This window comes from Streptomyces sp. NBC_00038, assembly GCF_026343635.1.
In the GTDB taxonomy this organism is placed as follows: domain Bacteria; phylum Actinomycetota; class Actinomycetes; order Streptomycetales; family Streptomycetaceae; genus Streptomyces.
Genome location: NZ_JAPELQ010000001.1, coordinates 6,225,341 through 6,247,066, shown reverse-complemented (window position 1 = coordinate 6,247,066; position 21,726 = coordinate 6,225,341). Strand labels below are relative to the sequence as shown.

At 68.2% G+C, this 21,726-nt stretch carries 18 protein-coding genes; 3 read left to right on the top strand and 15 right to left on the bottom strand.

The genetic code is table 11. The annotated features are described in order from the left end of the window. Positions 1-11 precede the first annotated feature (11 nt). Entirely contained in the window at positions 12-818 is an 807-nt protein-coding gene (locus OG219_RS28330; RefSeq protein ID WP_266831100.1) for an HAD family hydrolase, read from the bottom strand. A 253-nt stretch (positions 819-1,071) separates the two neighbouring features. Here OG219_RS28330 and OG219_RS28325 point away from each other — a divergent pair, with 253 nt between their 5' ends. Together OG219_RS28325 and fahA are read left to right on the top strand one after the other, a co-directional pair. Further along, complete coding sequence (locus OG219_RS28325) at positions 1,072-1,686, top strand: hypothetical protein (protein ID WP_266831098.1); 615 nt, start codon at positions 1,072-1,074, stop codon at positions 1,684-1,686. 210 nt (positions 1,687-1,896) lie between these two features. Next, positions 1,897-3,135 (top strand): fumarylacetoacetase, encoded by a 1,239-nt coding sequence (gene fahA / locus OG219_RS28320; protein WP_266831096.1) that lies wholly within the window; start codon positions 1,897-1,899, stop codon positions 3,133-3,135. Between the two features lie 237 nt (positions 3,136-3,372). On the opposite strand, the gene recQ is transcribed toward fahA, so the two are convergent. Continuing rightward, positions 3,373-5,355 carry a DNA helicase RecQ gene (gene recQ, locus OG219_RS28315; RefSeq protein WP_266836259.1) on the bottom strand — a complete coding sequence of 661 codons (1,983 nt, stop codon included), beginning with the start codon at positions 5,353-5,355 and terminating at the stop codon, positions 3,373-3,375. A 244-nt stretch (positions 5,356-5,599) separates the two neighbouring features. Between recQ and OG219_RS28310 the strand changes: the two genes are divergently transcribed. Beyond that, positions 5,600-6,085, top strand: coding sequence for a hypothetical protein (locus OG219_RS28310; protein WP_266831094.1), 486 nt, complete (start codon positions 5,600-5,602; stop codon positions 6,083-6,085). 58 nt (positions 6,086-6,143) lie between these two features. On the opposite strand, the gene nuoN is transcribed toward OG219_RS28310, so the two are convergent. Genes nuoN through OG219_RS28245 form a run of 13 tightly spaced genes read right to left on the bottom strand, consistent with a single transcriptional unit; the run spans position 6,144 to position 21,715 of the window. Then, on the bottom strand, positions 6,144-7,793 hold the full coding sequence (gene nuoN / locus OG219_RS28305) for an NADH-quinone oxidoreductase subunit NuoN (protein WP_266831092.1): 1,650 nt from the start codon (positions 7,791-7,793) through the stop codon (positions 6,144-6,146). After that, positions 7,790-9,361, bottom strand: a complete 1,572-nt coding sequence (locus tag OG219_RS28300) for an NADH-quinone oxidoreductase subunit M (protein ID WP_266831090.1) — start codon at positions 9,359-9,361, stop codon at positions 7,790-7,792. Before OG219_RS28300 ends, nuoN begins: the two co-directional genes overlap by 4 nt. Positions 9,362-9,366: 5 nt before the next feature. Then, positions 9,367-11,280: an NADH-quinone oxidoreductase subunit L gene (gene nuoL, locus OG219_RS28295; RefSeq protein WP_266831088.1), complete on the bottom strand. Its 1,914-nt coding sequence runs from the start codon at positions 11,278-11,280 to the stop codon at positions 9,367-9,369. A gap of 14 nt (positions 11,281-11,294) precedes the next feature. Further along, positions 11,295-11,594, bottom strand: a complete 300-nt coding sequence (nuoK, locus tag OG219_RS28290) for an NADH-quinone oxidoreductase subunit NuoK (protein ID WP_004927567.1) — start codon at positions 11,592-11,594, stop codon at positions 11,295-11,297. Then, complete coding sequence (locus tag OG219_RS28285) at positions 11,591-12,409, bottom strand: NADH-quinone oxidoreductase subunit J (RefSeq protein ID WP_266831086.1); 819 nt, start codon at positions 12,407-12,409, stop codon at positions 11,591-11,593. Before OG219_RS28285 ends, nuoK begins: the two co-directional genes overlap by 4 nt. After that, entirely contained in the window at positions 12,406-13,017 is a 612-nt protein-coding gene (gene nuoI, locus OG219_RS28280) for an NADH-quinone oxidoreductase subunit NuoI (RefSeq protein ID WP_266831084.1), read from the bottom strand. The genes OG219_RS28285 and nuoI overlap by 4 nt, the downstream gene beginning before the upstream one ends. After that, positions 13,010-14,383 carry an NADH-quinone oxidoreductase subunit NuoH gene (nuoH, locus tag OG219_RS28275; RefSeq protein WP_266831082.1) on the bottom strand — a complete coding sequence of 458 codons (1,374 nt, stop codon included), beginning with the start codon at positions 14,381-14,383 and terminating at the stop codon, positions 13,010-13,012. Before nuoH ends, nuoI begins: the two co-directional genes overlap by 8 nt. After that, positions 14,380-16,884, bottom strand: coding sequence for an NADH-quinone oxidoreductase subunit G (locus tag OG219_RS28270; protein ID WP_266831080.1), 2,505 nt, complete (start codon positions 16,882-16,884; stop codon positions 14,380-14,382). Before OG219_RS28270 ends, nuoH begins: the two co-directional genes overlap by 4 nt. Further along, on the bottom strand, positions 16,881-18,233 hold the full coding sequence (gene nuoF / locus OG219_RS28265; RefSeq protein WP_266831078.1) for an NADH-quinone oxidoreductase subunit NuoF: 1,353 nt from the start codon (positions 18,231-18,233) through the stop codon (positions 16,881-16,883). The genes OG219_RS28270 and nuoF overlap by 4 nt, the downstream gene beginning before the upstream one ends. Next, the gene (gene nuoE, locus OG219_RS28260; protein WP_266831076.1) at positions 18,230-19,090 is read right to left on the bottom strand and encodes an NADH-quinone oxidoreductase subunit NuoE; all 861 of its coding nucleotides are present in this window, start codon (positions 19,088-19,090) and stop codon (positions 18,230-18,232) included. The genes nuoF and nuoE overlap by 4 nt, the downstream gene beginning before the upstream one ends. Then, positions 19,087-20,430, bottom strand: coding sequence for an NADH-quinone oxidoreductase subunit D (locus OG219_RS28255; protein WP_266831074.1), 1,344 nt, complete (start codon positions 20,428-20,430; stop codon positions 19,087-19,089). Before OG219_RS28255 ends, nuoE begins: the two co-directional genes overlap by 4 nt. Further along, positions 20,427-21,164, bottom strand: a complete 738-nt coding sequence (locus OG219_RS28250) for an NADH-quinone oxidoreductase subunit C (protein WP_266831072.1) — start codon at positions 21,162-21,164, stop codon at positions 20,427-20,429. Before OG219_RS28250 ends, OG219_RS28255 begins: the two co-directional genes overlap by 4 nt. After that, positions 21,161-21,715 carry an NADH-quinone oxidoreductase subunit B family protein gene (locus tag OG219_RS28245; RefSeq protein WP_006382209.1) on the bottom strand — a complete coding sequence of 185 codons (555 nt, stop codon included), beginning with the start codon at positions 21,713-21,715 and terminating at the stop codon, positions 21,161-21,163. The genes OG219_RS28250 and OG219_RS28245 overlap by 4 nt, the downstream gene beginning before the upstream one ends. Positions 21,716-21,726 lie beyond the last annotated feature (11 nt).

Here is a 21,726-nt window from a genome sequence, read left to right as displayed (position 1 = left end):
GAAGAGGACCACTACCCGAAGAGCCGCTCCAACACCACCGCGATCCCGTCCTCCTCGTTCGACAGCGTCACCTCATCCGCCATCGCCTTCAACTCCGGATGGGCGTTGGCCATCGCGACGCCCCGTGCGGCCCAGTCGAACATCGGGATGTCGTTGGGCATGTCACCGAAAGCGATGGTGGCGGAGGAGGCGAGACCGAGATGGCCGGCGGCGAGGGCCAGGCCCGTCGCCTTGGTCACGCCGCATGGCTGGAGTTCGACGGTACCCGGCCCCGACATGGTGACGGTCGCCAGCGAACCCACCACCGACCGCGCCGTCATCGCCAACTCGTCGTCGGACAAAGAGGGGTGACGGAGCAACACCTTGCTGATCGGCTCCGTCCACAGGTCGTCGCGCCGGTACACCCGTACCGCCGGGAGCGTCGGATGCGGCATCACGTACCCCGGCTCGATGAGCGTGAGCCCGTCCACACCGTCCTGATCCACGGCCGCGTAGACCTGCCCGACCTCCGCCTCGATCTTGCCGAGCGCCGTCTCGGCCAGCTCCCTGTCCAGGGTCACCGACCACAGCAGACGGTCCGCGCCGGCGTCGTACAACTGCGCCCCCTGCCCGCACACCGCCAGCCCCTGGCTGCCGAGTTCGTCGAGGAGCGGCCGCACTCTCGGCGCCGGCCGTCCCGTCACCACCAGATGCCGGGCACCCTCGGCCGTGGCCTTCGCCAACGCGGCCCGCGACCGGTCGGAGAGGGTGTCGTCGCCGCGCAGCAGCGTTCCGTCCAGGTCAGTGGCGATAAGTGAATATGCAGTCGGAGCGGCCATGATCCGAAGAATACGGATCGAACGACTCATCGGCCCGGCGTGAACCGGACGACGTCCGGTATCCCGTCAGCAACGCCGTTCACCGCACGGTCGGTACGAGGTTCACTTCAGCTCATACGGTTTCACCCGCCGCCGACCCAGGCGGGCATGCGGCAACGCAACGAACGCCTGTTGAATACAGGGCAGTTGCACAAATGCCGCCGCACAGCCACGACCCCTGAACCGACACGGACGAGAGGGTACGGGGAGACACGTGATCCTCAAGCCTGACGGAACCCCCTTCCAGCAACACCTCCTCACCTCCACCCAGGACGTCATCCGGCGCTTCCCCGAGTCCCTCAAACCCGAGATCTACGCCCTCTCCTTCCGGATCTGGCGGATCGACTACGACGAGCGCCACCCGTACGTCGCGATCGGGTACAACACCGAGACCCAGTGCGGGGAGCAGACCAACCCGGAGGACCCGGGAGAGGCCCGCTGGAACTACGCCTCCTGGCTCCTTGACGGCTTCGAGATGCTCGGCAACGTCCCCGAGGACCCCGTCGGCAGCCCCTTGTACGTGGACGAAGTGAAGCGGGCGGGCCTCTGGTTCGACGGTGAGTACGACTTCCTCGCCGCCGACCTGCCCGAGGACGAGGAGGACGAACTGGACGCCAAGTCCGACCTGCTCCGACTCCACTTCTACGATGCCTGCATCGCCCTGGCCCGCCACCTCCACACCGACGGCCACCTCACGGAGATCCTCGGCCGCCCCCTCCCCATCGTCGTCTTCGACATGGACTGCCCGGGCTGGGAGATCGAGGCCACGGAGGCAGCCAACCCGCCCGAACTGATCGCCGACTACCTGGCCTGGCAGAAGTCGACATAACCGACCAGAACTTATCGGGACATTGCAAACTCTTCGGGCACTACCACAACAGATTCACTCCCCCGTAACGTGTGCCGCAACCACGTAAAACACATGGAACATGTGGAACCCCAGACCGCCCGCACCACATAGACCCACGTGAACCACCTGAACCACCTTCACCACATGGCGAGTACGCACCCGCAAGCCACGAGAGCGAGGCACCACCCGATGCCCCCCTTCGACGTCCCCGAGGGCGATCCCTTCGGCCCGCACAACCTGCCGTACGGCGTGTTCTCCCTGAACGACCCGGCCACGAACACCCCGGCCTCCCCCGCCGATCGGACGGTCGGCGTCCGCCTCGGCGACCACGTGCTCGACGCGGGCGCGGCAGCAAGGGCCCTCAGCTCCCCGTACGCCGAACTACTCGCCCGGCCAACCCTGAACCCCCTCCTCGCAGCCGGCCGCACGGCCTGGTCCGACGTCCGCCGCGCCCTCACCGCATGGGTGACGGTCCCGGCCCACCGCGAGACGCTCGAACCCCACCTCCACCCCCTCTCCGAGGTGACCCTGCACCTCCCCTTCGAGGTGGCGGACTACGTCGACTTCTACGCATCCGAGAACCACGCCCGGAACGTCGGCCAGATCTTCCGCCCCGACGCCGCCGACTCCCTGACCCCCAACTGGAAGCACCTGCCCATCGGTTACCACGGCAGGTCCGGCACGATCGTCGTATCGGGAACGGAGGTGGTACGCCCGTCGGGCCAGCGCAAAACACCCACCGACACGGCGCCCGTCTTCGGCCCTTCCGTCCGGCTGGACATCGAGGCGGAGGTCGGCTTCGTGGTCGGCGCCCCGTCAACCATGGGCACGCCGGTCCCCCTCTCCGCCTTCCGCGACCACGTCTTCGGCCTCTGCCTCCTCAACGACTGGTCGGCACGCGACATCCAAGCCTGGGAGTACGTCCCTCTCGGCCCCTTCCTAGGCAAGTCCTTCGCCACGTCGGTGTCGGCGTGGATCACCCCGCTGGACGCCCTGACCGACGCCCGGGTCGCACCCCCTTCACGCACGCACCCCCTCCTCCCCTACCTCGACGACTCCGAGGACGAGCCGGGCGGCTACGACCTCCGCATCTCCGTAGCCATCAACGGCCACGTCGTCTCCCAGCCCCCCTTCTCCACCATGTACTGGACGGCCGCCCAGCAACTGGCCCACATGACGGTCAACGGCGCCTCCCTCCGCACAGGCGACCTCTACGGCTCCGGAACGGTCAGCGGCCCCACCGAGTCCGAGCGAGGCTCCCTACTCGAACTCACCTGGAACGGCCAAGACACCCTCGACCTCCCCAACGGCAAGCGCACATTCCTGGAGGACGGCGACGAGGTGACACTGACAGCCTGGGCCCCGGGCCCAGGCGGAACACGGGTGGGCCTGGGCGAGGTAAGAGGACGGATCACGCCGACCGCCTGAGGGGCTTCCCCGCCCCCGTGCCGCGGATCCGGCAGAGAGTCGCGAGCCCCCACGCCCCCGCAGTCACAGACCACGGAAGGGGCCGTGCCGGTACGTCCACATGCCCGTCGCGTACGTTCGCGTCACCGGACGGCTCCCTACCCGCCCAACGTCTGATCCGGCGGCGACGGGCGGGACGTACCGGCACGGCCCCGACCCACCCACCACCTGCCCGGCAACAGACCTCACCCCAGCGGGCTAGCCCCAGTCCTCCGGCTCAGGATCAGGCTCCTCACCCATCTCCGGCCAGTCCGGATCCGGCGCCTCACCGACCGCCGGAGCCGCCGCTTCCCCTGAGGTGCCGCCCAGCGAGCCAAGCACCCCGAGCACCCCCTCCCCATACGTTGCCAGCTTCTTCTCGCCCACCCCGCTGATGGTGCCCAGTTCGGCCACCGAGCCGGGCCACACCGTGGCAATCTCCCGCAGCGTGGCGTCATGGAAGATCACGTACGCCGGAACGCCCTGCTCACGAGCCTGCTCGGCGCGCCAGGCCCGCAGGGCCTCGAAGGCAGGCACGAGCTCCGGAGCCAACTCGGCCACAGCCGCCTTGGCCTTCTTCTCCCGAGAGGACGACGAGCGCGCAGTCACCGGCTTCGGCGCCTCCTTGCGCAACGGCACCTCCCGCTCGCTCCGCAGCACCGTCCCACTCGCCTCGGTCAGCACGAGCGTCCCGTACTCACCTTCGACCGTGAGCAGCCCCTGCGCGAGCAACTGCCGCACGACACCCCGCCATTCGGACTCGGCCAGATCCTCACCGATGCCGAACACGGACAGCTGGTCGTGGTCGAACTGGATCACCTTGGCGGTCCGGCGCCCGAGCAGGATGTCGACGATCTGAACCGCACCGAACTTCTGGCCCCGCTCGCGCTGCAACCGCACCACGGTGGACAGCAGCTTCTGTGCCGCGACCGTGCCGTCCCAGGTCTCGGGCGGCGTCAGGCACGTGTCGCAGTTGCCGCACGCGGGGGTGTGCGGGTCCTGGCCGAAGTAGGCCAGGAGCTGGGAGCGCCGACACTGCGCCGTCTCGCACAGGGCAAGCATCGAGTCCAGGTGGGCGGCCGCCCGGCGGCGGAACGCCTCGTCGCCCTCCGAGCTCTGGATCATCTTGCGCTGCTGGACCACGTCCTGGAGCCCGTACGCCATCCAGGCCGTGGACGGCAGTCCGTCACGCCCCGCTCGGCCCGTCTCCTGGTAGTAGCCCTCGACCGACTTCGGCAGGTCGAGATGGGCGACGAACCGGACATCCGGCTTGTCGATACCCATCCCGAAGGCGATGGTGGCGACCACGACCAGGCCCTCTTCACGCAGGAACCTCGACTGGTGGCGCGCACGGGTGCCCGCGTCCAGACCCGCGTGGTACGGCACCGCCTCGACACCGTTGCGGGAGAGGAACTCGGCCGTCGTCTCCACAGACTTGCGCGAGAGGCAGTACACGATGCCCGCGTCGCCCGCGTGCTCCTCGCGCAGGAAGGACAGCAGCTGCTTCCTGGGGTCGGCCTTCGGCACTATCCGGTACTGGATGTTGGGGCGGTCGAAGCTCGCCTCGAAGTGACGGGCGTCAGGCATGCCCAGACGCTGGGTGATCTCCTTGTGCGTGGCGCGCGTGGCGGTGGCCGTCAGCGCGATCCGCGGCACGTCCGGCCAACGCTCGCCCAGCACCGAGAGCGCCAGGTAGTCGGGGCGGAAGTCGTGCCCCCACTGGGCCACACAGTGCGCCTCGTCGATCGCGAAGACCGAGATCTTCCCGCGTGACAACAGGTCCAGCGTGTTGTCCAGACGCAGCCGCTCGGGAGCCAGGTAGATCAGGTCCAGCTCGCCGGCCAGGAACTCCGCCTCGACCGTCCGCCGCTCGTCGAAGTCCTGCGTCGAGTTCATGAACCCGGCGCGCACGCCCAGCGCCCGCAGCGCGTCCACCTGGTCCTGCATCAGCGCGATGAGCGGGGAGACCACGACGCCCGTACCGGGTCTGACCAGGGCCGGAATCTGGTAGCAGAGCGATTTGCCGCCACCCGTCGGCATCAGGACGACGGAGTCACCGCCCGCCACCACATGCTCGATGATCGCTTCCTGCTCGCCGCGGAAGACGTCGTACCCGAAGACCCGGTGGAGCGTGGCCAGCGCCTCGCTCTCACCCAGCGTCTCCGTCGCATCCGCTTCGGTCATCACACCCGTCCCGCCCATCGTCCCGTCCCCCGTACGTCGCGCCTCGACCACTGCGTCCACCATAGGGCTCCGCGCCGACAGCCTCGGAGTTATCCACAGGCTGCCCCACGGACCACCCCGCTCCCTGTCAGCCCAATGGGTTCGCCGGATGGCGGCCACCAGCCAGACCGGGACATTCTGCTCGTGCGGGACGGGGGAGGCCCGCTCCGCTCACGGGCGCCCCACGCGCCCCTCGCGCCCCTCTCCCCAAGGAGCTCCCGACATGTCCCCCCTCAAGGCCGCCTGCGCCCTCGCGCTGGCCACCGCCCTGTCCCTGGCCGCCGCCCCGGCTCACGCCTCCGACGAACACCCCGACGTCTGGACCGAGCTCAACGAGACGTACACGGCGACCGGTGCGTACGCGTACGAGCCGTTCGGCATCAAGGCCGGATATGCCCGCACCGAGACCTGCGCCTCCAGCGCGGCAGGCGGCATGGGCTACCACTACCTCAACAAGAAGTACCTGAACTCGCTCGACCCCACGACGCCCGCGGCCCTCCTGTACGAGACCGGGCCATACGGCACGCGCAAGCTGGTCGCGGTGGAGTGGGTCGTCGAGGACACCGGCCAGACCAAGCCGCCGACGTTGTTCGGCAAGGACCTCGACAACACGGTGCTCCCAGGCTTCTACACACTCCACGCCTGGATCTACAAGCCCAACCCCAGCGGCCTGTTCGCACCGTGGAACCCGAAGGTGAAGTGCCCTTGAAAACGCGTCGGGACCCGCTCCCCCAGGGAAGCGGGTCCCGATCCGCACTCGGCACGACTCAGCGCACGAACACCCCGGCCTGACCCGCCAGATCCAGGAAGTACTGCGGCGCCACACCCAGCACGAGCGTGACCGCCACTCCCACTGCGATCGCCGTCATGGTCAGCGGCGACGGCACGGCGACCGTCGGGCCGTCCGGCCGCGGCTCGCTGAAGAACATGAGCACGATCACGCGGATGTAGAAGAACGCCGCGATCGCCGACGAGATCACACCGACCACGACGAGCGCGCCCGCGCCCCCCTCCGCCGCCGCCTTGAACACGGCGAACTTCCCGGCGAAGCCGGAGGTCAGCGGGATGCCCGCGAAGGCCAGCAGGAAGACCGCGAACACGGCCGCCACCAGCGGAGACCTGCGCCCGAGCCCCGCCCACTTGGACAGGTGCGTCGCCTCCCCGCCCGCGTCCCTCACCAGAGTCACCACGGCGAAGGCGCCGATCGTGACGAACGAGTACGCGCCCAGGTAGAAGAGCACCGACGAGACGCCGTCCGGCGAGGTCGCGATGACACCCGCGAGGATGAAGCCGGCGTGCGCGATCGACGAGTACGCGAGGAGCCGCTTGATGTCGGTCTGCGTGATCGCGACGATCGCACCGCCCAGCATGGTGACGATCGCGACGGCCATCATGACCGGCCGCCAGTCCCAGCGCAGGCCGGGCAGGACGACATACAGCAGCCGCAGCAGCGCGCCGAAGGCAGCCACCTTGGTCGCGGCGGCCATGAAGCCGGTGACCGGTGTCGGCGCGCCCTGGTAGACGTCCGGCGTCCACATGTGGAACGGCACCGCGCCGACCTTGAACAGCAGGCCCATGACGACCATCGCGGCGCCGATGAGCAGCAGCGCGTCGTTGCCCATGGTGTCGGCGAGCGCCGGGTCGACGTTCTGGATGGTGCCGTCGACGACCTGCGCGATCGTGGCGTACGAGACGGAGCCCGCATAGCCGTACAGCAGGGCGATGCCGAAGAGCGTGAACGCGGAGGCGAAGGCGCCGAGCAGGAAGTACTTGACCGCCGCTTCCTGTGACATGAGCCGCTTGCGGCGGGCCACGGCGCACAGGAGGTACAGCGGGAGCGAGAAGACTTCCAGCGCGATGAACAGCGTCAGCAGGTCGTTGGCCGCCGGGAAGATCAGCATGCCGCCGACCGCGAAGAGCAGGAGCGGGAACACCTCGGTGGTGGTGAACCCGGCCTTCACGGCGGCCTTTTCGCTGTCGCTGCCGGGTACGGACGCGGCCTGTGCGGCGAACGAGTCGACCCGGTTGCCGTGCGCCTCCGGATCGAGCCGCCGCTCGGCGAAGGTGAACACGCCGAGCAGACCGGCAAGGAGGATCGTGCCCTGCAGGAACAGTGCGGGCCCGTCGACGGCGATCGCGCCCATGGCCGCGATGTGCGCCTTCGTGGTGCCGTATCCGCCCGCCGCGAGTGCCACGACCGCGGCGAAAGCTGCGGCGAGTGCGACGGCGGACAGGAACACCTGGGCGTAGTAGCGGGATTTGCGCGGGACGAATGCCTCGACCAGCACCCCGATGACCGCCGCCCCGATGACGATCAAGGTGGGCGACAATTGCCCGTATTCGATCTTCGGCGCGTCGATCTTCGAGATCGGGTCGGCCGCGGTTGTCCACAGGCTGTGGACGGCTGTTGCGCTCACTTGGCCGCCTCCACCTCGGGCTGGGGGTCCGTTTTATGGACGTCTGACATGGTCTGCTTGACCGCCGGGTTGACGATGTCGGTGAGCGGCTTCGGGTAGACGCCCAGGAAGATCAGCAGGGCGATCAGCGGGGTGACGACCAGAAGCTCACGCAACCTGAGGTCGGGCAACTGCGCCACCTGCGGCTTCACCGGGCCCGTCATCGTCCGCTGGTAGAGGACGAGCGTGTAGAGGGCGGCGAGGACGATGCCGAAGGTGGCGATGATGCCGACGGCCGGATAGCGCGCGAACACGCCCACCAGGACCAGGAATTCACTCACGAAGGGCGCGAGCCCGGGGAGCGAGAGGGTCGCCAGACCACCGATCAGGAAGGTGCCCGCGAGCACCGGGGCGACTTTCTGCACCCCTCCGTAGTCGGCGATCAGACGCGAACCGCGCCGCGAGATCAGGAAGCCCGCCACCAGCATCAGGGCGGCGGTCGAAATCCCGTGGTTGACCATGTAGAGCGTCGCGCCCGACTGGCCCTGGCTGGTCATCGCGAAGATGCCCAGGATGATGAACCCGAAGTGCGAGATCGACGCGTACGCCACAAGGCGTTTGATGTCCCGCTGGCCGACCGCGAGCAGCGCCCCGTAGATGATGCTGATGAGCGCCAGTACGAGGATGACGGGCGTCGCCCACTTGGAGGCCTCCGGGAAGAGCTGGAGGCAGAAGCGGAGCATCGCGAAGGTGCCGACCTTGTCGACAACCGCCGTGATCAGTACGGCGACCGGGGCCGTGGCCTCGCCCATGGCGTTGGGCAGCCAGGTGTGCAGCGGCCACAGCGGCGCCTTGACGGCGAACGCGAAGAAGAAGCCAAGGAAGAGCCACCTCTCCGTGTTGGTCGCCATCTCCAGCGAGCCGTTGGCGCGGGCTTCGGCGATCTGCTGGAGCGAGAAGTTTCCGGCCACTACGTAGAGACCGATTACGGCGGCCAGCATGATCAGGCCGCCGACCAGGTTGTAGAGGAGGAACTTCACGGCGGCGTACGACCGTTGGGTGGCCGCCACTTCGTCGCCGTGCTCGTGGGCCTTGTCCCCGAAGCCTCCGATGAGGAAGTACATCGGGATGAGCATGGCTTCGAAGAAGATGTAGAAGAGGAAGACGTCGGTGGCCTCGAAGGAGATGATCACCATCGCCTCGACGGCCAGGATCAGGGCGAAGAAGCCCTGCGTCGGCCGCCAGCGCTTGTTGCCGGTCTCGTGCGGGTCGGCGTCGTGCCAGCCGGCCAGGATGATGAACGGCATCAGCAGCGCGGTCAGCGCGACGAGCGCCACCCCGATGCCGTCCACGCCCAGCTCGTAGCGCACCCCGAAGTCCGCGATCCAGGCGTGGGATTCGGTGAGCTGGTAGCGGTCGCCGTCGGGTTCGAAGCGGACCAGGACCACGATCGCCAGCACCAGCGTGGCGAGCGAGACGAGCAGTGCCAGCCACTTGGCGGCGACTCTTTGCGCGGCCGGCACGGCGGCCGTGGCGATCGCCCCGAGGGCCGGGAGCACCGCCGTCGCTGTCAGCAGAGGAAAGGACATCGGTATCAGACCGCCCTCATCAGCAGGGTCGCGGCGATGAGGATCGCCGCACCGCCGAACATCGAGACCGCGTACGACCGCGCGTACCCGTTCTGCAGTTTGCGGAGCCGGCCGGAGAGGCCGCCCATCGAGGCCGCCGTGCCGTTGACGACCCCGTCGACCAGGGTGTGGTCGACGTACACCAGGGAGCGGGTGAGGTGCTCCCCGCCGCGCACCAGCACGACGTGGTTGAAGTCGTCCTGGAGCAGGTCGCGCCGGGCGGCCCGGGTGAGCAGCGAACCGCGCGGGGCGACGGCCGGGACGGGACGGCGCCCGTACTGGGCGTACGCGATTCCGACGCCGATGACGAGCACGACCATGGTGGCCAGGGTGACCGTCGTGGCGCTGATCGGTGCGTCGCCGTGGTCGTGCCCGGTGATCGGCTCCAGCCAGTGCAGGAACCGGTCGCCGATGCTGAAGAAGCCGCCCGCGAAGACCGACCCGAAGGCGAGCACGATCATCGGGATCGTCATCGACTTGGGCGACTCGTGCGGGTGCGGCTCATGCCCTTCGGCGTCCGGCTGCCAGCGCTTCTCCCCGAAGAACGTCATCAGCATCACGCGCGTCATGTAGAACGCCGTGATGGCCGCGCCCAGCAGGGCCGCGCCGCCGAGGATCCAGCCCTCGGTACCGCCCTTGGCGAAGGCCGCCTCGATGATCTTGTCCTTGGAGAAGAAGCCGGACAGGCCGGGGAAGCCGATGATGGCGAGGTAGCCGAGGCCGAAGGTGACGAAGGTGACCGGCATGTACTTCCGCAGGCCGCCGTACTTCCGCATGTCGACCTCGTCGTTCATGCCGTGCATGACCGAACCGGCGCCGAGGAAGAGCCCGGCCTTGAAGAAGCCGTGCGTCACCAGGTGCATGATCGCGAAGACGTAGCCGATGGGACCGAGCCCTGCGGCCAGCACCATGTACCCGATCTGCGACATCGTCGACCCGGCGAGGGCCTTCTTGATGTCGTCCTTCGCGCAACCGACGATCGCACCGAAGAGGAGCGTGACGGCGCCGACCACCGTGACGACCAACTGCGCGTCCGGTGCCGCGTTGAAGATCGCGCCGGAGCGGACGATCAGGTACACGCCCGCGGTCACCATCGTCGCGGCGTGGATGAGGGCCGAGACCGGGGTCGGGCCCTCCATCGCGTCCCCGAGCCAGGACTGCAGCGGCACCTGGGCGGACTTGCCGCAGGCGGCGAGGAGCAGCATCAGGGCGACTGCCGTGAGCTTGCCCTCGGTGGCGTCGCCGACGAGCCCGGGTTCCCCATGGGTGCCGAGCAGCGGCCCGAAGGCGAAGGTCCCGAAGGTGGTGAACATCAGCATGATGGCGATCGACAGGCCCATGTCGCCGACGCGGTTGACCAGGAAGGCCTTCTTCGCGGCGGTGGCGGCGCTGGGCTTGTGCTGCCAGAAGCCGATCAGCAGGTACGAGGCGAGGCCCACGCCCTCCCAGCCGACGTACAGCAGAAGGTAGTTGTCGGCGAGGACGAGCAGCAGCATCGCCGCGAGGAACAGGTTCAGGTAGCCGAAGAAGCGGCGGCGCCGCTCGTCGTGCTCCATGTACCCGATCGAGTACAGGTGGATCAGCGAGCCGACGCCGGTGATCAGCAGCACGAACGTCATCGACAGCTGGTCGAGCTGGAAGGCGACGTCCGCCTGGAAGCCCTCGACCGGGATCCAGCTGAACAGGTGCTGGCCGATGGCCCGGTGCTCGGCGTCCTTGCCCAGCATGTCGGCGAAGAGGATCGCGCCGATCACGAAGGAGGAGGCCGCGAGGGCGGTACCGATCCAGTGGCCGACGGCATCCAGCCACCGCCCGCCGCACAGCAGTACGGCCGCTCCGAGCAGAGGCGCCGCTACGAGCAGCGCAATGAGGTTCTCCACGATTCAGCGACCCCTTACAGCTTCATCAGGCTGGCGTCGTCGACCGAGGCCGAGTGGCGGGAACGGAACAGCGACACGATGATCGCGAGCCCGACCACGACCTCCGCGGCGGCGACGACCATCGTGAAGAAGGCGATGATCTGGCCGTCGAGATTGCCGTGCATACGGGAGAAGGCGACGAACGCGAGGTTGCAGGCGTTGAGCATGAGCTCGACGCACATGAACACCACGATCGCGTTCCTTCTGATCAGCACGCCGGTGGCACCGATCGTGAACAAGAGGGCGGCGAGATAGAGGTAGTTGACGGGGTTCACTTCGACGCCTCCTCCGTCTTCGTGCGCTCCAGGCGTTCCTCGGCGCGCTGCTCCAGGGCCTTCAGGTCGCTCAGTGCCTGGGTCGACACGTCGCGGATCTGGCCGCGCTCCCGCAGCGTCTGGTTGACGGTCAGCTCGGACGGGGTGCCGTCCGGGAGGAGGCCGGCGATGTCCACCGCGTTGTGCCGGGCGTAGACACCGGGTGCCGGCAGCGGAGGCAGGTGCTTGCCCTCCCGTACGCGCTCCTCGGACATCTCGCGCTGGGTCTTGGCCCGCTCGGTGCGCTCGCGGTGCGTGAGCACCATGGCGCCGATGGTGGCCGTGATGAGCAGGGCGCCGGTGATTTCGAAGGCGAACACGTACTTCGTGAAGATGAGGGCCGCGAGACCCTCCACGTTCCCGCCCGCGTTGGCTGTGGCCAGGCCGTTGAACTCCGAGATGGACGCGTTGCCGATGCCCGCGAACAGCAGGATGCCGAAGCCGAGTCCGCACATCAGGGCCAGCCAGCGCTGGCCCTTGATGGTCTCCTTCAGGGAGTCCGCCGCGGTGACACCGACGAGCATGACCACGAAGAGGAACAGCATCATGATCGCGCCCGTGTAGACGACGATCTGTACGACGCCCAGGAAGTACGCGCCGTTGGCGAGGTAGAACACCGCCAGGATGATCATGGTCCCGGCGAGACAGAGCGCGCTGTGCACGGCCTTCTTCATGAAGACGGTGCACAGGGCGCCGATCACGGCGACGGTGCCGAGGACCCAGAACTGGAAGGCCTCTCCGGTGGAGGTGGAGTAGGCGGCGAGCTGCGCACTCATGCCTCCACCTCCTCTTCCTCTGGCTTCTCGCCCCGGGAGACGGCGACTTGGCGCACCGTCCCGGGTGCGGCCTCCGTGACCAGCCCCTGGTAGTAGTCCTGCTCGTCCGTGCCCGGGAAGATCGAGTGCGGGCTGTCGACCATGCCCTCTTCGAGCCCGGCGAGCAGTTGTTCCTTGGTGTAGATGAGGTTGGCGCGGCTGCTGTCGGCGAGCTCGAACTCGTTCGTCATCGTCAACGCGCGCGTGGGGCACGCCTCGATGCACAGGCCGCACAGGATGCAGCGGGCGTAGTTGATCTGGTAGACGACGCCGTACCGCTCGCCCGGCGAGTAGCGCTCCTCGTCGGTGTTGTCCGCGCCCTCCACATAGATGGCGTCCGCGGGGCAGGCCCAGGCGCACAGCTCGCAGCCGACGCATTTCTCCAGGCCGTCCGGGTGACGGTTCAGCTGGTGCCGGCCGTGGAACCGCGGGGCGGTGGTCTTCTGCGCCTCCGGGTACTGCTCGGTCAGCCGCTTCTTGAACATGGCCTTGAAGGTCACGCCGAAGCCGGCGACGGGGTTCTGGAAGCCTGGCTTCGTCTGCCCGGCCTCCTTCGGCTCCTCAGCCATCGGACCCCTCCTTTCCGTCACGAGATCCGCCAATTGATCCGTCACTCGCAGTATCGGACCCACCACTGACAATCAACTCCCGCTCGCGGCGCGGGCGGCGCCGTGGCACCGGTGGGAGCGTCTGTCCCGGCAGCGGCGGCACGGGGAATCCACCGGCCATCGGGTCGAATGCCGCGGGCTCGACGGGCGCTTCCTCGGCGCCCTGCTTCTCGCGGAAGATGTCCACGAGGAACGAGAGCAGCAGCAGGGCGAGGACACCCGCGCCGACGTACAACGCGATGTCGGCGAAGTCGTAGTTCTCGTTCCTGAGCGTCCGCACCGTGGCGACGAGCATCAGCCAGACCACGGAGACCGGGATGAGGACCTTCCAGCCGAGCTTCATCAACTGGTCGTAGCGGACGCGCGGGAGTGTGCCGCGCAGCCAGATGAAGAAGAACAGCAGCAACTGCACCTTCACCACGAACCAGAGCATCGGCCACCAGCCGTGGTTGGCGCCCTCCCAGAAGGTGCTGATGGGCCACGGGGCCCGCCAGCCGCCCAGGAAGAGCGTGGTCGCCACGGCCGAGACCGTCACCATGTTCACGTACTCGGCGAGCATGAAGAGCGCGAACTTGATCGACGAGTACTCAGTGTTGAAGCCGCCGACCAGGTCGCCCTCGGACTCCGGCATGTCGAAGGGCGCGCGGTTGGTCTCGCCGATCATCGTCACGATGTAGATCAGGAAGGAGACCGGCAGCAGGATGACGTACCAGCGGTCCTGCTGTGCCTCGACGATCGTCGAGGTCGACATCGACCCCGAGTAGAGGAACACCGAGGCGAACGCGGCTCCCATGGCGATCTCGTAGGAGATCATCTGCGCGCAGGACCGCAGACCACCCAGGAGCGGGTACGTGGATCCGGAACTCCAGCCCGCGAGCACGATCCCGTAGATGCCCACCGAGGCGACCGCGAGGATGTAGAGCATCGCGATCGGCAGGTCCGTGAGCTGCATCGTGGTGCGCTGGCCGAAGATCGAGACCTCGTTGCCGGCCGGCCCGAAGGGGATCACCGCGATCGCCATGAAGGCCGGGATGGCGGCGATGATCGGCGCGAGGACGTAGACCACCTTGTCCGCGCGTTTGACGATGAGGTCTTCCTTGAGCATCAGCTTCACACCGTCGGCGAGCGACTGGAGCATGCCCCAGGGGCCGTGCCGGTTGGGGCCGATGCGCAGCTGCATCCAGGCGACGACCTTGCGCTCCCACACGATGGAGAACAGCACGGTCACCATCAGGAAGGCGAAGCAGAAGACCGCCTTGACAACGACCAGCCACCAGGGGTCGGTGCCGAACATGGAGAGGTCTTCAGCGGCGAGGTACGGCCTCATTCCTCCACCTCCTTGGGGGCCTCGGTGGCGAGCGTCGCCGGACCGATGCGGACGAGTGCGCCGGGCAGCGCACCGGTGTCGGAGGCGACGCCCCCTCCGGTGGAGTTCAGCGGGAGCCAGACCACCCGGTCGGGCATCTCGGTGATCTGCAGCGGCAGTTCGACCACTCCGAAGAGGCCGGTCACGGCGAGGAAGTCGCCCTCCTTGACGCCCGCCTCGGCGGCCGTGGCGGCCGACACGCGCGCGTGTGCCGCGTGCCGGGTCCCGGCGAGCGCGTCGTCGCCCTCCTGGAGACGGCCCTGGTCGAGCAGCAGCCGGTGGCCCGCGAGCACGGCCTCCCCGGCGGCGGGCCGCGGCAGTCCCACCGCGGTCTCCAGCGGATCGGTGGCCCGCGGCCCGTCCCAGGCACCGAGCCGGTCCAACTCCCCGCGCACGGTCCGCAGATCCGGCAGACCGAGATGTACGTCCATGGCGTCGGCCAGCATCTGCAGGACACGCGCGTCGGTGGGCGCCAGCCGGCGTGTCATCTGGTCGGGCTTGAGCGCGGCCTCGAAGAGGCGTACCCGGCCCTCCCAGTTGAGGAAGGTGCCCGCCTTCTCGACGACCGCGGCCACCGGAAGAACGACATCCGCGTGCTCGGTGACCTCGCTGGGACGCAGTTCGAGCGACACCAGGAAGCCCACTTCGGAAAGTGCTTCACGCGCGCGTGCCGGATCGGGGAGGTCGGCGACCTCCACACCGGCGACGACCAGGGCCTGCAACTCGCCGCCGGCGGCCGCTTCGACGATCTGGCCGGTGTCACGGCCGTAGCGGTGCGGGAGTTCGGAGACACCCCAGGCCACCGCGACCTCGTCCCGCGCGCGCGGGTCGGTGGCCGGACGTCCGCCCGGCAGCAGTGAGGGCAGCGCACCCGCCTCGATCGCGCCGCGCTCCCCGGCCCGGCGCGGAATCCACACCAGCTGGGCGCCGGTCGCGGACGCGGCCCGTACGGCGGCGGTGAGCCCGCCCGCCACGGCGGCGAGCCGCTCGCCCACGACGATCACCGCGCCTTCGCCGCGCAGCGCCTCGGCGGCCTTGGCGCCGTCGCCCTCCAGGCCGAAGCCGCTCGCGAGCGCGTCCAGCCACTCGGTCTCGGTGCCGGGTGCGGCGGGCAGCAGCGTGCCGCCCGCCTTCTGCAGGCCGCGCGTCGCGTGCGTGGCGAGCGAGAAGGTCTTCTGCCCGTGCCCGCGCCACGCCTTGCGCAGCCGCAGGAAGACGCCAGGCGCCTCCTCCTCGGCCTCGAAGCCGACGAGCAGAACGGCGGGTGCCTTCTCCAGCGCGGTGTACGTGACCCCCGTACCGTCGAGATCGCGTCCGCGTCCGGCGACCTTGGCGGCCAGGAAGTCGGCCTCCTCGCCGCTGTGCACGCGCGCGCGGAAGTCGATGTCGTTCGTGTCGAGGGCCACGCGCGCAAACTTGCTGTACGCATAGGCGTCTTCGACGGTGAGACGGCCGCCGGTCAGGACGCCGGTCCTGCCGCGAGCCGCCAACAGTCCCTGAGCGGCGGCTTCCAGGGCCTCGGGCCATGAAGCCGGCTCAAGTACCCCTTCCGAGGAGCGCACCAGGGGCGTTTCGATCCGGTCCCGCTGCTGCGCGTACCGGAAGCCGAACCGCCCCTTGTCGCAGAGCCACTCCTCGTTGACCTCGGGGTCCGGGGACGCCAGGCGCCGCATGACCTTGCCGCGCCGGTGGTCGGTGCGGGTGGCGCAGCCGCCGGAGCAGTGCTCGCAGACGGAGTGCGAGGAGATGAGGTCGAAGGGGCGCGAGCGGAAGCGGTACGCCGCCGACGTCAGGGCGCCCACCGGGCAGATCTGGATGGTGTTTCCGGAGAAGTACGACTCGAAGGGATCGCCCTCCCCGGTACCGATCTGCTGGAGCGCGCCCCGCTCGACCATCTCGATCATCGGGTCGCCCGCGATCTGGTTGGAGAAGCGGGTGCAGCGGGCGCAGAGCACGCACCGCTCACGGTCGAGCAGTACCTGTGTGGAGATCGGGACCGGCTTCTCGTAGGTCCTCTTCTTGCCCTCGAAGCGGGACTCGGCCTGGCCGTGCGACATCGCCTGGTTCTGCAGGGGGCACTCGCCGCCCTTGTCGCAGACCGGGCAGTCCAGCGGGTGGTTGATGAGCAGCAGCTCCATCACACCGTGCTGGGCCTTCTCGGCGACGGGCGAGGTGAGGTGGGTCTTGACGACCATCCCGTCCGTGCAGGTGATCGTGCAGGACGCCATGGGCTTGCGCTGGCCCTCGACCTCGACGATGCACTGGCGGCAGGCGCCGGCCGGGTCGAGGAGCGGGTGGTCGCAGAAGCGGGGGATCTCGATGCCGAGCTGTTCGGCGGCCCTGATGACCAGAGTGCCCTTGGGCACGCTGATCTCGACGCCGTCGATCGTCAGCGAGGCGAGGTCCTCCGGCGGGACCGCCGCCTCCCCGCCTCCGGAGGGAGCGCTGGTGGTCACTGTCATGCGTTCACCTCCGTGTGCTTGTCCGCCCAGACGGTCGACTTGGCGGGGTCGAAGGGGCAGCCGCGGCCCGTGATGTGCTGCTCGTACTCCTCACGGAAGTACTTGAGCGAGGAGAAGATCGGTGAGGCGGCGCCGTCACCGAGGGCGCAGAACGACTTGCCGTTGATGTTGTCGGCGATGTCGTTCAGCTTGTCGAGGTCGGACATGACGCCCTTGCCTGCCTCGATGTCGCGCAGCAACTGCACGAGCCAGTACGTCCCTTCGCGGCACGGTGTGCACTTGCCGCAGGACTCGTGGGCGTAGAACTCGGTCCAGCGTGTGACCGCTCGTACGACACAGGTCGTCTCGTCGAAGCACTGGAGTGCTTTTGTGCCGAGCATGGAACCCGCGGCGCCCACTCCTTCGTAGTCAAGAGGGACGTCGAGGTGTTCGTCGGTGAACATCGGCGTCGAGGAGCCGCCGGGTGTCCAGAACTTCAGCCGGTGTCCGGGGCGGATCCCGCCGCTCATGTTGAGGAGTTGGCGGAGGGTGATGCCCAGCGGGGCCTCGTACTGGCCCGGATTGGTGACGTGGCCGGAGAGCGAGTAGAGCGTGAAGCCCGGGGACTTCTCGCTGCCCATCGACCGGAACCATTCCTTGCCCTTTTGGAGAATTGCGGGAACTGACGCGATCGATTCGACGTTATTTACAACAGTTGGGCACGCATAGAGGCCCGCGACGGCAGGGAAAGGGGGACGGAGCCGCGGTTGACCACGGCGGCCTTCGAGCGAGTCGAGCAGTGCGGTCTCCTCACCGCAGATGTACGCGCCCGCGCCCGCGTGCACGGTGAGCTGGAGGTCGAGTCCGCTGCCCAGGACGTTCTCGCCGAGGTAGCCCGCCGCGTAGGCCTCACGTACGGCCTCGTGCAACCGCCGCAATACGGGGACCACTTCACCGCGCAGATAGATGAAGGCATGCGAAGACCGGATGGCATAACACGCGATCACAATGCCCTCGATGAGGCTATGCGGGTTCGCGAAGAGGAGCGGGATGTCCTTGCAGGTTCCCGGCTCCGACTCGTCGGCGTTGACAACTAGATAGTGTGGTTTGCCATCGCCCTGAGGAATGAACTGCCACTTCATTCCGGTAGGGAATCCCGCACCGCCCCGGCCGCGCAGACCGGAGTCCTTGACGTACGCGATCAGGTCGTCCGGCGACATCGCGAGCGCCTTGCGCAGGCCCTCGTACCCTTCGTGCCTTCGGTAGACGTCCAGAGTCCAGGACTTCTCCTCGTCCCAGAAGGCCGACAGCACGGGTGCGAGCAGCTTCTCGGGGCTCGTCTCGTTGATTTCGGGTGCCAACGTCATCACTCCCCCTCCTCGGCGACAGGTCCCGCCGGGTGGGACGGGTCGGATGCCGACGTGTCCTGCGGCGCGTCATGTGAGCTCAGGTGCTCGGCAGAGCCCGTGTGCTGGGCGGACGGCTGGTCCCGAGGACCCTCACCACGCGGATGTACGACGCGCACAGGCTGTGTCTCGCCCTTGGCCAGACGCAGCCCGATGAGTGATGCCGGGCCCGCACTGCCGCCCGCCTCGACGGCGCCTTCGCGTTCGTCGGGGAAGCCGGCCAGGATCCGGGCGGTGTCCTTGAAGGTGCACAGGGGGGCACCCCGGGTGGGATCGACCTGCACTCCCTCGCGCAGGTCGTCGACCAGGCGCTTCGCGGAGGCCACGGTCTGGTTGTCGAAGAACTCCCAGTTGACCATCACGACCGGCGCGAAGTCGCAGGCCGCGTTGCACTCGATGTGCTCCAGGGTGACCTTGCCGTCGTCGGTGGTCTCGCCGTTGCCGACGCCCAGGTGGTCTTGTAGGGCCTCGAAGATGGCGTCGCCACCCATGACCGCGCACAGGGTGTTGGTGCACACACCCACTTGGTAGTCGCCGCTCGGCCCGCGCCGGTACATGGAGTAGAAGGTCGCGACCGCGGCGACCTCGGCCGTGGTCAGGTCGAGCATCTCCGCGCAGAACCGCTGTCCCGTGCGCGTGACATGGCCCTCTTCCGACTGCACGAGGTGCAGCATCGGGAGGAGCGCGGAGCGGGAGTCCGGGTAGCGGGCGATGATCTCGCGCGCGTCCGTTTCGAGCCGGGTTCGAACGTCGTCCGGGTATGCGGGCGCGGGCAGTTGGGGCATGCCCAGGCCTACACCCTGGGAGGGAGTGGTGGTCACCGGTCGACGCCTCCCATCACGGGGTCGATGGATGCGACAGCGACGATGACGTCGGCGACCTGGCCGCCCTCGCACATCGCCGCCATGGCCTGAAGGTTGGTGAAGGACGGGTCGCGGAAGTGGACCCGGAAGGGGCGGGTGCCTCCGTCGGACACGGCGTGCACCCCGAGTTCGCCCTTGGGCGACTCGACCGCCGCGTACGTCTGTCCCGGCGGGACGCGGAAGCCCTCGGTCACCAGCTTGAAGTGGTGGATCAGGGCCTCCATGGAGGTGCCCATGATCTTCTTGATGTGGTCGAGGGAGTTGCCGAGACCGTCGGGGCCGAGCGCGAGCTGCGCGGGCCAGGCGATCTTCTTGTCGGTGACCATGACCGGGCCGGGCTGCAGCCGGTCCAGGCACTGCTCGACGATGCGCAGGGACTGGCGCATCTCCTCCAGGCGGATCAGGAAGCGCCCGTAGGAGTCGCAGGTGTCGGCGGTCGGGACCTCGAAGTCGTACGTCTCGTAGCCGCAGTACGGCTGTGACTTGCGCAGGTCGTGCGGCAGGCCCGCCGAGCGGAGGACCGGGCCGGTGGCGCCGAGGGCCATGCAGCCGGCCAGGTCGAGATAGCCGACGTCCTGCATACGGGCCTTGAAGATGGGGTTCCCGGTGGCGAGCTTGTCGTACTCGGGAAGGTTCTTCGTCATCTTCTTCACGAACTCGCGGATCTGGTCCACCGCGCCCGGCGGCAGGTCCTGGGCGAGTCCGCCGGGGCGGATGTACGCGTGGTTCATCCGCAGGCCGGTGATCAGCTCGTAGATGTCGAGAATGAGTTCACGATCACGGAAGCCGTAGATCATGATCGTGGTGGCGCCCAGCTCCATGCCGCCGGTGGCGATGCACACCAGGTGGGAGGAGAGCCGGTTCAGCTCCATCAGGAGCACGCGGATGATCGTGGCGCGGTCGGGGACCTCGTCCTCGATGCCGAGGAGCTTCTCGACGGCGAGACAGTAGGCCGTCTCGTTGAAGAACGGCGTCAGATAGTCCATGCGCGTCACGAACGTGGTGCCCTGCGTCCACGTGCGGAACTCGAGGTTCTTCTCGATGCCGGTGTGGAGGTAGCCGATGCCGCAGCGGGCCTCGGTGACCGTCTCGCCGTCGATCTCCAGGATGAGCCGGAGCACGCCGTGCGTGGACGGGTGCTGCGGGCCCATGTTGACGATGATGCGCTCGTCGTCGGACTTCACCGCGGACTGGGCGACCTCGTCCCAGTCCCCACCGGTGACCGTATATACGGTGCCCTCGGTCGTCTCGCGGGCCGAGGCGGCGGACGCCCCGGAAGAAGGGGTCTGCGTGCTCATGAGTACGACCTCCGCTGGTCCGGAGCCGGGATCTGGGCGCCCTTGTACTCGACGGGGATGCCGCCGAGGGGATAGTCCTTGCGCTGCGGGAAGCCCTGCCAGTCGTCCGGCATCATGATCCGCGTCAGCGCCGGGTGACCGTCGAAGATCAGCCCGAAGAAGTCGTACGTCTCGCGCTCGTGCCAGTCGTTCGTCGGATAGACGGAGACGAGCGAGGGGACGTGCGGGTCGGCGTCGGGGGCGCTGACCTCCAGGCGGATCAGCCGGTTGTGGGTGATCGAGCGCAGGTGGTAGACGGCGTGCAGCTCGCGGCCCTTGTCGTGCAGGTAGTGGACGCCCGAGACGCCGGTGCACAGTTCGAAGCGGAGGGCCGGGTCGTCGCGCAGGGTCTGGGCGACGCGGACCAGGTGTTCGCGTTCGATGTGGAAGGTGATCTCGTCGCGGTCGACGATCGTCTTCTCGATGACGTTCTCGGGGACGAGTCCCTGTTCCTCCAGGGCGCCTTCCAGTTCGTCGGCGACTTCGTCGAACCAGCCGCCGTACGGGCGGGCGGCCGGGCCGGGGAGCCGGATCGAGCGGACCAGGCCGCCGTAGCCGGAGGTGTCGCCGCCGTTGTTGGCGCCGAACATGCCGCGTTGGACGCGGATCTCCTCGCCGCCCTCGCCACGCTGGCCGGGGAGGTTGGAGGCGCCGAGGTCCTTTTCGGGGTTGACCCCGTTGCTGGCGTCGCTCACCGCAGCAGCCCCTTCATCTCGATGGTGGGGAGCGCCTTGAGCGCCGCTTCCTCCGCCTCACGGGCCGCTTCCTCGGCGTTCACGCCGAGCTTGGAGCTCTGGATCTTCTGGTGCAGCTTGAGAATCGCGTCGATCAGCATCTCGGGCCGCGGCGGGCAGCCGGGCAGATAGATGTCGACCGGGACGATGTGGTCGACGCCCTGCACAATTGCGTAGTTGTTGAACATTCCGCCCGATGAGGCACAAACCCCCATGGAGATCACCCACTTGGGGTTGGGCATCTGGTCATAGACCTGCCGCAGAACCGGCGCCATCTTCTGGCTGACCCGGCCGGCGACGATCATCAGGTCCGCCTGCCGCGGTGATCCACGGAAGACCTCCATACCGAAGCGCGCCAGGTCGTACCGCCCGGCGCCGGTCGTCATCATCTCGATGGCGCAGCAGGCGAGTCCGAACGTGGCGGGGAAGACGGACGCCTTGCGCACCCAGCCCGCGGCCTGCTCGACGGTGGTCAGCAGGAATCCACTCGGCAGCTTTTCTTCGAGTCCCATGTCTTAAAGGC

Coding starts and splice junctions, on each gene's coding strand:
- OG219_RS28330 (WP_266831100.1), bottom strand. CDS start 818: ATGGCCGCTCCGACTGCATATTCACTTATCGCCACTGACCTGGACGGA.
- fahA (WP_266831096.1), top strand. CDS start 1,897: ATGCCCCCCTTCGACGTCCCCGAGGGCGATCCCTTCGGCCCGCACAAC.
- recQ (WP_266836259.1), bottom strand. CDS start 5,355: ATGGGCGGGACGGGTGTGATGACCGAAGCGGATGCGACGGAGACGCTG.
- OG219_RS28310 (WP_266831094.1), top strand. CDS start 5,600: ATGTCCCCCCTCAAGGCCGCCTGCGCCCTCGCGCTGGCCACCGCCCTG.
- OG219_RS28300 (WP_266831090.1), bottom strand. CDS start 9,361: ATGTCCTTTCCTCTGCTGACAGCGACGGCGGTGCTCCCGGCCCTCGGG.
- OG219_RS28285 (WP_266831086.1), bottom strand. CDS start 12,409: ATGAGTGCGCAGCTCGCCGCCTACTCCACCTCCACCGGAGAGGCCTTC.
- nuoI (WP_266831084.1), bottom strand. CDS start 13,017: ATGGCTGAGGAGCCGAAGGAGGCCGGGCAGACGAAGCCAGGCTTCCAG.
- nuoH (WP_266831082.1), bottom strand. CDS start 14,383: ATGAGGCCGTACCTCGCCGCTGAAGACCTCTCCATGTTCGGCACCGAC.
- OG219_RS28270 (WP_266831080.1), bottom strand. CDS start 16,884: ATGACAGTGACCACCAGCGCTCCCTCCGGAGGCGGGGAGGCGGCGGTC.
- OG219_RS28255 (WP_266831074.1), bottom strand. CDS start 20,430: ATGAGCACGCAGACCCCTTCTTCCGGGGCGTCCGCCGCCTCGGCCCGC.
- OG219_RS28245 (WP_006382209.1), bottom strand. CDS start 21,715: ATGGGACTCGAAGAAAAGCTGCCGAGTGGATTCCTGCTGACCACCGTC.